Here is a 10,620-nt window from a genome sequence, read left to right on the forward strand (position 1 = left end):
CGCACCACGCGCGACTGAGACGTGCACGGCGTCGATGAGCTCTGCCGGGACGTAGTTCTGGGGCCTGCCTGTGTCGTGGACCTCAACGTCGAGCTGCGTGTCCGTCGCTGCGTCCAGCATGATGCTCAAGCCGCCGAATGCCGTATCCACCGGAACAACGAGACCTGCGTCGGAAGCTAGTCCGTGTCGAAGGCCGCCGGGCTGGATCTCGATGGCCTGCAGAGTGCTCGACGCGGTCACCGTCGCGGAGCGAGCCAAGTCCGCGTCGTCGGAACCGCGAACGCCGAGCAGCGACGCGTCCTGCCGCAGCAGCGTCTGTTGCAACAGCGGCACATGCGCCTGACCGAGCACGCGTGCAGAGAAGCCGTGTTCGGCACACAGCGCGGCGGCGGTCCCGGCGGCTTCGCCGATCGTTGCGCACGTGGCCATCACTCGCGTGGTCCCGAACGCCACATGACTGGCCGAGATGTTCCGGCCCGCGAACATCAGGTTCTCGACATTCGTTGAGTACAGGCAGCGGTAAGGAATGTGGTAGCTGCCGTCGGTGAACAGGTGCTTCGAGCCTGCGTCGGCGGCGTACATTCCTCCGGGCGGATGCAGATCGATCGACCATCCGCCGAATGCGATTCGGTCCTCGAAGGGCGCCTGGTCAAGCACTTCGTTCTGGGTCAGGGTGTGATCACCGATGAAACGCCGGTATTCACGCTTGCCAGGTATCGAACCGACCCATTCCAACGTCATCGTATCGGCGTCGAACTTGCCCGAGTTCTTGATGTAGTCCCAGATACCGTAGATCACCGACCACAGCTCGTCGCGGATGCGCTCATTCTCGTGAACGGTGTCGAGCTCGCCGCCCCATTCAATCCACCAGTACGCACAACCGTTGTCTCCCGAGCGAATCACACGCCGCTCGGGTATTGACGTCTGGGTGATGTCCTTGGCGAACGACGGCGGAATGTAGTCGACCTTTTCGCCGGCGTCCTTCGTATAGAACAGCAGTGTGCTGCCGAGTGTGACGTCGTCGGCCACGTCTGGCGCCCACGACTCTGAGAACTCATGGCGCGATTCTCTGCCGATCCGATACTCGGCGCCCGCCAGGTGTCCGATCAGGCCGTCACCGGTGCAGTCCAAGAACACCGGGCTTTCAAACCGCGTCGACAGCTCAGAACCCATGGTCCACCCGGTCACGGACTGTATTCGCCGGCCGTGTTCCGGGCCGCTGGCCTCGACGTCGCGGCAGTCGGTGTTCAAGAACAAGCTGATGTTCGGTTCCGCCTTGACGGTCTCAAGGATCAGCGCGTCCCAGAGATAGGGATTCCCTTCCGGATTGCGGTACTGATTCTCGACGAACAGTTCGCCCATGATCCCGCCCTCCCGGGCGAACCGGTGGACGCCGTGTGCCGTCGCGCCCACGACCCACACCCGCACCTCGCTGGACGAGTTGCCGCCCAGCACTGGCCGGTTGTTGACCAAGCTGACCTGCTGCCCGAGTCTTGCCGCGGCCACGGCCGCGCACACGCCCGCGAGGCCCCCACCGATAACCGTGACATCGCTGCGGACGAGCTGTTCACGCATTGCCTGTCTCTCCTTCAGTCTCGGCTCGATGCCCTAGAGGGAAGGCGCCTTCCCCGCTGCTTGGCTCAGGGAACGAAGTCCTTCTCCACACGCCGCCGCGCCTCGTGCAGCCACAGTCGCAGCGAGTCGTCGTCCACCCGCTCCGCCTCGCCTGCCACGGACAGCGCGAACGGTGGGTAGTTCGGCAACTCGACATCTATGGATCCGGCCACATGGGACTCCGTCACCCAGCGGCGCAGGATCAGCACCCCACGTTCCACCGCGCTCCCCAACAGGTCCGCTATCTCGGCGGGCGTGCCCGGGACCCTGTCGGTCGGCCGCTTCCAGCCTTGACGATCCCGTGACTGCTCCAGCAGGGCGATCGCCTCCGCATGGGGACGATCCGCCATGAGGCGCAATGCCGCCGAGGAGAGATGGAACGGGAAGCCTCTGCTGGAGAACGGGATGGACGCCTGCCCCAGCCGCGTTCGGTTGAAGTGAAGCAACTCGCCCCGCCACAGCGTCGCCAGCGTCGCTTCGAACCCGTCAAATTCCGCGGCGATGTCTTCCATGGCCGGACGCGCCGTGTCCACCAAATGAAACCCTTCGACGGCGGCCGTTCCCAGAGCAAAGACGCCGAAGTCGGGCACATATCCGCGGCTACCGGCCCTACGCACATATCCATCGGCCGACAGAGTGCGGATAATCCGCGATACCGACGTCTGATGTAGTCCGACCCGCTCACCGATGGCCGTTGCCGACAGCGGCCGGCCCGCCCGGACCATGAGGCTGAGGATCTCCAGACCATGGTGCAGCGCCTTGATCTCACCGCCGTCGCCTCTCGCCCGAGGCTGGCCATCACGCATGATGTGACGCTATCAAGCGCTATGCGCTTAGGACAAGCGTCAGGGACGCACCCGCCAAGCTAGGCGACATCTAACCTCGAACTGGGCGAACCCTCCCGATCACGGCGGGCGGCTCCTTCATCGGCGACCCCTTGACGGATGCAAGAAGGCAACGGCACACTGCGGTGCTAATAGCTGTTAGCACCGCAGGGCGTACCTCGGACGCTGACAGCGCAATGGCCGGACTCTCTGAACGTCGCGGCACGCTCGATCGCCGTGGAAGCGCCCGGCCTGGACACGCGCTCCTAGCGCCACACCGAGGGAAGGGATTGCTCGCATGGCGACAACGAGGCTGCTAGCGAAAAGGCGCAGGCGTATTCCAGCTCGCTGGAACGTCACGTTCCTTGCTTTGGCCACGGCGCTGATGGTCTCCTTCACGCAGCTCATCGCCGTCGTATCGACCCCGACGGCATCGGCACAGACCACCTTCTTCGACGACGACTTCGAGTCTGGCGGCACGGACCGGTGGACCGCCCTCGGCGGGTCGTGGTCCATCGTCGATGACGGCTCCGGGAACAAGGTCTACCGGCAGAGCGAGAGCCAACCGGACCAGGCCGCGCATGCGATCGCCGGTGACCGGGGCTGGCGTAACTACAACCTCGCCGCCGAGGTCACGGCGTCGGATCTGACCAATGGTGAGGTCGGTCTGATCGCTCGCTACCAGGACGAGTCCAACTTCTACGCTGTCGAAGTCGGCGCGGGCCAGCTCGAGCTGACGAAGACAGTCGACGGGACACAGAGCACGCTCGCCAGCGCGTCGATCGATCTGGCAGCGGGCTCCGGCCACCTCCTCGAGATCGAGCTGAGGTCCGACTACATCAAGGCCTACGTCGATCACAATCTGGTGGCGTCGAGCTACGACTCGGACCTGGCCGACGGCCAGGTCGGGCTTGGCACCTGGGGAGCCTCTGCCGCATTCGATGACGTCCGGGTCTCGAAGCCCATCGAGCTCGGCGTGATGCGGGCCAACCTCCATTGGTACGAGCGGTTCTTCGTGGACACGTTCCAGAACAACGTGAACCGGTGGCAGCGGATCGGGGACTGGGACCTCGTCCCGCGTGAGATCGAGAACGGACAGGACGACAACAACGTCGTCGAGGCGAGCGAGAACGACGACGGCAGGGATCCGCTGGCCATGTCTGCCTGGGCTAGCACCGTGAGGGCGGACTCCACGACACGGGCGACGCTGATCCCGGTCGAGGAGCTGGACGGCGACAAGCGCGCGTCGGTGATGTTCCGCCTGGTCAACCGGTGGAACTACTACGCCGTCCATGTCAGCTCGACGACCGTGACCCTCGAGCGGAAGGTCAGCAACGCCTCCGAGGTCATCGCCCAGGCACCCCTGCCCGAGGACGTCGAGATCGAGCCGGAGACGCCGCTGTACGTCGACATCGACGCCTACGGTTCGGACATCGACGTCTACCTGAACCACACCGCCGTCCTGTCCGCCGAGGACTCCACCTTCGCCGAAGGCAGGGTCGGCCTGGGCACGCACGGCACGGTGGCGCAGTTCGACGACGTCGAGACACACAACAAGTTCGACCAGTTCGCCCTGCTCGATGAGATGAAAGACAACGGTATGAACCGCGCGCGGCTCACCTACACGCGGTACAAGTACCTGCGGATGGCCAGCGACTGGGTCAAGCATGCGAACGAGATCAACCTGGACGTGTTGATGAGCTTCTCTTTCACCGGCGATCCGCAGTACTACCCGAAGGGAACGGAGAAGGTCTTCGGCTCGATCTCGTGGGGAGCGTACCGGCTGTCCGACATCGACCCGCATCGCTTCGCGCGGGCATACCGCACGTTCCTGAAACACTTCCGGGACACCGGAGCCCAGCTCGACCAGGTTGGTCTGGGCAACGAGGTGAACTGGTTCGGGTTCAACGGCGACCTGCGCGAGGTCGAGGGACCGAAGATCTTCGACCTGGACACCGACCTGTCGGATCCGGAGTTCGCCAAGACCCGCGAAGGCATCGAGAAGTACGGCCGACTACTGGAGCAAGCGCGGCATGTCACCGACTCGATGAGCCGGCTCGGCGATGTCGAGCTCGTCTCGGGCGGGCTCAACCACCCCGACACCGAGGGGATCATGGAGAACGACAGGGTCACCGTGCGGCCGGAACTCTTCCTGACGTTGCTGGAAGGCAGTCACCAGGACCAGCCCGCGAACGCCCCCGACTACCTGTCGACGATGGACCAGATCGGCGTGCACCTCTACCCATTCCAGAACGGTGGCCGCTCCTACGACACGAACCCAGACACGGCTTACGCCACCACCGTGGAGTTCGTGACTGAGATCATGGATCCGATCATCGACGCGATCGGGCCGGACTACACATTCATGGTCGCAGAAGCCGGCGCCTACCGCCGGGACGCGATCACCCTGCAGGGCGAGCTGATCACCGAGGAGCAACGACTGGAGCTGTATCGGACGTTCGTGCGGGCGCTGCAGGACCCCGCGCTGGCCGACGTGAACTTCAGCACCATCATGATGTACTCCTTCGACGACGGCCCGTGGGCCGCCTACGACGACGGCAAGCTGCTGCCGGTCGGAGAGGTCTTCGCCGAGTACCCCTACTGACACCCGGCGGACTCCGTCGACCCCACCTCAAGACACTGCGTCCTGCAGATCGTGGCCTATGGCGCTCGATCTGCAGGACGCTAGTCCACCCGCACTGATCACGGTCAAACGCCACGCAACGAAGCGAAAGGCAGGGATCGATGACACATTCCACAACCGCGAGGTATGCCCTTGTCCTGATCGTCACCATGGCCTTGTCGGCCATCGGGCTCCAGCCCGCTCAGATCGACACCGCAGCCGCCCAGACGGCGGCGTTCTCCGACGGCTTCCAAGACGACAACGATGCCGGCTGGACGAGAGACTCCGGCACCTGGGATGTCGTCGCCGGCACCGGAGACAACCTGGTGTACGAGCAGTCAGCCACCGGCTCGGGTGTCGGCGGGACCAGCATGATCGACGACCCGACGTGGACGCCCTTCCACCTGAGCGTGCAGGTCAAGCCACTCGACCTCGAGGCCGGCGGTGACGCCGTCCGGGTGCTCTTCCGCTACACCAACCTGGACAACCACTACGTCGTATACCTCACGCCCACCTCGGTCCAGCTGAGGAAGCGAGCCGGCGGGAACCTGACCACCATTGCGCAGGCGCCCGTCAGCATCACCAACGGCGCCGACCACTGGATCGACGTCGAAGGCCGGGGAGACCATTTCACCATTCATGTCGACAAGACGTTGAAGATCTCCGTCCACGACGGCACGCACGCCTCAGGCGGCATCGGGCTCGGAACCTGGCAGACAGCTGCCCATTTCGACAACGTGAGGGTCACCAACGTCGTGCGCATGGGCGTCGCGCAGAGCAACCTCGGCTGGTGGGACAACCGGCCCATTGAGGCGCAGCATGACGTCCTCGCTGCCATGGACGACTCCGGGATCAATCGCGTCCGGCTCGCCTTCGCCAGGGACTTCCGGGATGAGCGGGAGGGCCAGTGGCCCGCCGTGAAGGATCAGGTATGCCATGCGGTGAACGAGGAGGACTTGGACGTCACCCTCGTGATCGGGCTGGGCGGAAACGAGTTTTACTACCCTGATGGCACGGCCAAGGCTGTCCGGACGAACTTCGCCGATGTCTTCCGGATCTCCGATCTAAATCCAGCACTCTTCGAGACGGCTCTGCGTGGATACCTCACAGAGCTCGAGAGCGCCGGCTGTGCGATCAGTGCGCTCATCATCGGCAATGAGCTGAACTGGATCGGCTTCAACGGTGATCTCCCTGAGTTCGATCCCACACAGGGGAAGATCTACCGCAACGACGACCCGGCAACGACTGGCGTGAACGAAGAGACCGAGTGGAGTGATCCTGCCTACGAGCAGATCCGCGTGGGCATCGACAAGTGGGGGCAAGCGATCTCACGCGCGAGTCAGGTCGCTGACGAAGTCTTCGGGCAGAACGTGGTCAAGGTCGTCACCGGCGGCTTCGCCGACATACCGCACGGGCACGTCGAGAACAAGGGCGCCAGCTACCTGGATCCGGAGCTGTTCCTGCAGCTTCTTCAGGGCACCCATCCGAACCAATCGGGCAGCCCTGACTACATCGCCAACGCCGACCTCATAGGCACACACGTATACCCGTACCGACCCTATGACCTCGACCTGGGCACCGGATACAGCACGATCAGGGACCACATCGTCGACGTAATGGACCCGGTGGTCGACAAGATCGGCACACCGAAGGCCTTCTGGATCGACGAGTTCGGGTTCCGCAACAAGCACGATGTCGACGGTGACGGCGATGCCGAGATTGTCACCGAGACACAGCGCCTGCAGCTGTTCCGCTGGTTCATGCTGGCGCTGCACGACCAAGAGTTCGAAGGCATTGATTGGCGCAATGTCTACGTGTACAACTTCGTCCAGAATGAAGCCCTCAGCATCTATGAGTGCGTTACACCGACGGACGAGTACCAATGCGAGACGGGCACCCTGCTGAGGTCAGGAGAGATCTTTCGGGACCACCCCTACTAAGAGATCGCGACCTCTCAACAGGCCCGCGGCTCTGCGCTGAATACCCTGCTGACGTTCGAAGGCGGGTGGGGGTTCAGGGCTTCTCGCCCCGAACCTGCCACCCGCCGTGACATGTCTATGGTCATTGACGCGTCGAGCTTCGGACTACCAGCTCGGTCGGGAGGACCACCGCACCGAGTCCGTCCGGCTTGCCGTCGAGTTGCGCCAGCAGCATCTCCACCGCCTTGCCCCCGAGATCATGGAGCGGCCACGTCACCGTCGTCAGTGGCGGGTTCAGGAAGGCGCTCACCGGAAAGTCACCGAACCCCACGACCGCCACGTCATCGGGGATGCGGCGGCCGGCCTCTACCAGTGCTCGCATGGCGCCGATCGCCATCCAATCGGAGCCGACTTGCACAGCGGTGATGCCGGGCCACGCCTCCAGCAACTGTTTGGTGGCCCGGTGGCCGTCTTCCGGCGACCATGTCCAGTCCCCAGGATCGATATAGTGCGAGATACCCCCGCGATGGTGTGCGAATTCATCGATGAATGCCCGCATACGACGCAACGGCGCCCCTTCTGGCGTGGCATTGCCCACCACCCCTACCGTCGTATGACCCACATCGGCAAGGTACCGAGCCGAGGAACACATGCCTCCCTGCTCGTCGGTGGTCACCATACCGATTCGATCAAGGGGCAGGTCATCGTGGTCCTCCCCTGGACCGACATAGACCACCGGCATTCGCCAGTCGGCCAGCACCTGGGCGAGCCACCCGACGTTATGCACGACGATGCCATCCACGTGCGCATCGCGCAGGACGGCGAAGACATCGTACGACTCGACATCGGTCACCGGTGGCAGGATCTTCACCGTGTGCTGACGACGAGCAGCCTCCTCCACCGCACCCACGGCAAAATACTCGAAGATCGGCAGGTGCAGCGTGCTCGGTGGCTGCCGAGTCACCATTCCCACCGTGAGATGGCGCCTGCCGACCATCGCCCGGGCGGCCGAGTTCGGAACATAGCGCAACCGCCACGCCGCCTCCCGGACTCGCTCCTGGGTCTGTTTGGAGACCCGCTTCTCATCAGCGCGGCCGTTGAGAACCAACGAGACCGTCGTCGGTGAGACACCCGCCTCTCCTGCGACGTCGGCCCGCGAAACGCCATGCTGTCGCGTCACGACCTACCTCTCTCCACAGAACACCTATCCGTGCTGTCCGAACAGGGGCCGCTGACGCCTACGGGCGACTTACCCCCACTTTGCGATGGCTCCCTTGACACATGCTAACAGCAGTGGGCACACTTTAGCTCACACCTGTTAGCACGCTCATAGGGGTGCTCGTCAGTGCCCTCATCGGCCACGAGCGGAGCAGGACCGAACAGCTCCACCGAACAAGACAGTGAAGTCACGCCCTAACCGTGGAGACATCATGACTACCAACCACCGCTCTTCCCGGACAGCCGCCGGCGCCAGCGCCGCACTCAGTCGTCGTCATTTCCTTCGTGCCAGCGCCGCTGCCGGCCTATCCGTCCCGGCCATGGGACTGCTCAGCGCTTGCGGCGACGAGGACGAGACAAGCAACAGCGGGAGCGGAGGGAGCTCCTCATCCGAGTTACGAGTCATCCACCTGCCATGGATGGAGAACGTCGCGCCATGGCTCCCGGACCTGGGCACGCAGTTCGAGGAGAACAACAGCGGCGTGAGCGTGGACATCTCCCCGCTGGCCGCCGCCGAGGGTAACCCGGAGGCGCTCATCCAGCGCTTCACCCTGGAGTCGCGCAAGGACGAGCCGTCGTTCGACGTGCTCCTCGGTCCGACGCCGTTCAGTCTTGCCGCTCCTCTCGCCAAAGCGGGGGCCATCGCGCCGATCGGGGACCTGATCCCGGACGACATCCGCTCGCGGATGGCCGACTCGGTGCTGAGCGAGGTAACCGGGCCGGACGGCGAGATCTGGGCGTTCCCGTTCTGGCAGGACGTCATGGGCTTCCTCTACAACAAGACGCTGATGAACGACGTCGGCATGAGCGGGCCGCCGACCACATGGGAGGAACTGCGCACCCAGGTGGCGACGGTCCAGTCGAACCTTCCCGACGGCACGTACGCCTACGGTGCGGACTGGAACTGGGTCACCCGGATGTTCCTGCCGATCCTGGTCACCATGACCGACACGCCGTATGCCGAGAACGGCACGCCGAACGTGGCCGACCCGGCCGCGCTCGAAGCTCTGGCCCTGGTCAAGGAGCTCGGACAGGCCAGCCCACCGAACTCCGCCACGGAGCTCGCCTCTACCGAGGTGTTCCAGGCCGGCAAGGTCGTGATGGAGAGCTACTGGCAGCCTCAGTATCTCCGCTCCATGGAGGCCGGGCTGACCGAAGACGAGCTGGGCTTCAGCGGAAACCTCGGCGGTGACTACAACAGCACCGTGTTCTGGTCCACCGTCGCCCTGATCCCGGCCAATAGCCCGAACGCCGAGCTGGCGGTGCAGTTCGTCACCGACGGGTTCCTGAGCGACGACGGCATCCAGCAGTCGATCGACGGGGCCGGCCGTTTCCTGCCGTTGAACGACATCGAAGACAGGTTCCCGGACTGGATGAAGCCGCTGTACCAGCAGATGCTCGAAGGTGCCCCGCTCCCGCTGAACGACTCGTTCGTGGAGGTCGTCCAGAACACGTACCAGTCCGAGGTCGAGAAGATGGTCATCCAGGACCAGTCACCCGAGGACACCCAGCAGAACCTGATCGACGCGTTCTCGGCGTACGAATGGTGATGGGCACCGCAATGACGACGCGCGACGATGCGGGGACGTCCGGGGGCGCGGGGACGCCCAGGACTGTGCGGAAGCCCGACGTCGCGAGGAGGTTTCGGCGCGCTCTCGCCGGCTATCTCTTCGTGGCGCCGGTGGTCGTCCTCATGGGCGTCTTCGTCTTCTACCCGCTCGCGCAGACTGTTTACCTGACGTTCTTCGACTACTCCTTCCTCACCGAGACCAAGGAGTTCATCGGCTTCGACAACTACGTCGAATGGGTCCAGGACCCGCTGACCTGGCAGACGCTCTGGGTCTCGGTCAAGTTCTTCCTCTACTACGTCGTCAGCTCGATGGCGCTGGGGCTGCTGATCGCCATCATGATCGACCGGCTCGCCACCAAGTACGCACCGTCGGTGTACCGGACCGTCTTCTACTTCCCTGTGGTGCTTCCGGCCGCGATCGTGTTCTCGATGTGGCTGTGGATCTACGATCCCACGCTGGGGATGTTCGCCCACGTCAGCGACGCTGTCGGCGCGGACACCGCGCCGAACTGGCTCGGCGACCCGGATCTTGCGCTGCCGGCGCTCGCGATGATGAACACCTGGCGGTTCCTCGGCGAGACCGTGATCTTCTTCCTGGTCGGGCTGGCCGGCATCCCGCGCGACTACGTCGAGGCCGCCCGGACGGACGGCGCCAGCGAGCTCAGGATCGTCGCCCGGATCACCATCCCGCTGCTGCTCCCGTTCATCTTCCTGGTCTTCGTGTTGCGGCTGCGGGCCCTGGAGCTGGTCACCGAGCCGTTGTTCATGACCCAGGGCGGACCCGTCGACGCCACCCGCACGTATGGCCTGCAGGCCTACGAGCTGTTCCACAACCAGGACCGGATCGGTTAC

7 protein-coding genes are annotated in these 10,620 nt (G+C 64.2%); 4 read left to right on the forward strand and 3 right to left on the reverse strand.

The window, feature by feature from the left end:
• On the reverse strand, window positions 1-1,593 hold a 1,593-nt coding region (locus tag ELR45_RS04925), incomplete at its 3' end, for an FAD-dependent oxidoreductase (protein WP_420813822.1).
• 47 nt (window positions 1,594-1,640) lie between these two features.
• The gene (locus ELR45_RS04930) at window positions 1,641-2,420 is read right to left on the reverse strand and encodes an IclR family transcriptional regulator (protein ID WP_129663919.1); all 780 of its coding nucleotides are present in this window, start codon (window positions 2,418-2,420) and stop codon (window positions 1,641-1,643) included.
• 316 nt (window positions 2,421-2,736) lie between these two features.
• Here ELR45_RS04930 and ELR45_RS04935 point away from each other — a divergent pair, with 316 nt between their 5' ends.
• Both ELR45_RS04935 and ELR45_RS04940 read left to right on the forward strand, forming a co-directional pair.
• Window positions 2,737-5,043, forward strand: a complete 2,307-nt coding sequence (locus ELR45_RS04935) for a hypothetical protein (RefSeq protein WP_129663921.1) — start codon at window positions 2,737-2,739, stop codon at window positions 5,041-5,043.
• Between the two features lie 140 nt (window positions 5,044-5,183).
• The gene (locus ELR45_RS04940) at window positions 5,184-7,001 is read left to right on the forward strand and encodes a LamG domain-containing protein (protein WP_129663923.1); all 1,818 of its coding nucleotides are present in this window, start codon (window positions 5,184-5,186) and stop codon (window positions 6,999-7,001) included.
• Window positions 7,002-7,122: 121 nt separating this feature from the next.
• Here ELR45_RS04940 and ELR45_RS04945 read toward each other — a convergent pair whose 3' ends face one another.
• A complete protein-coding gene (locus tag ELR45_RS04945) occupies window positions 7,123-8,160 on the reverse strand; it encodes a LacI family DNA-binding transcriptional regulator (RefSeq protein ID WP_129663925.1) in 1,038 nt (345 codons plus the stop codon).
• Window positions 8,161-8,410: 250 nt separating this feature from the next.
• On the opposite strand from ELR45_RS04945, the gene ELR45_RS04950 reads away from it, so the two are divergent.
• Together ELR45_RS04950 and ELR45_RS04955 are read left to right on the forward strand one after the other, a co-directional pair.
• The gene (locus ELR45_RS04950; RefSeq protein ID WP_129663927.1) at window positions 8,411-9,748 is read left to right on the forward strand and encodes an ABC transporter substrate-binding protein; all 1,338 of its coding nucleotides are present in this window, start codon (window positions 8,411-8,413) and stop codon (window positions 9,746-9,748) included.
• Window positions 9,748-10,620: carbohydrate ABC transporter permease (locus ELR45_RS04955; protein ID WP_165367486.1), on the forward strand; the 873-nt coding region annotated here is incomplete at its 3' end. The genes ELR45_RS04950 and ELR45_RS04955, both read left to right, overlap by 1 nt.

It is taken from the genome of Phytoactinopolyspora endophytica (genome assembly GCF_004138495.1).
Lineage (GTDB): Bacteria > Actinomycetota > Actinomycetes > Jiangellales > Jiangellaceae > Phytoactinopolyspora > Phytoactinopolyspora endophytica.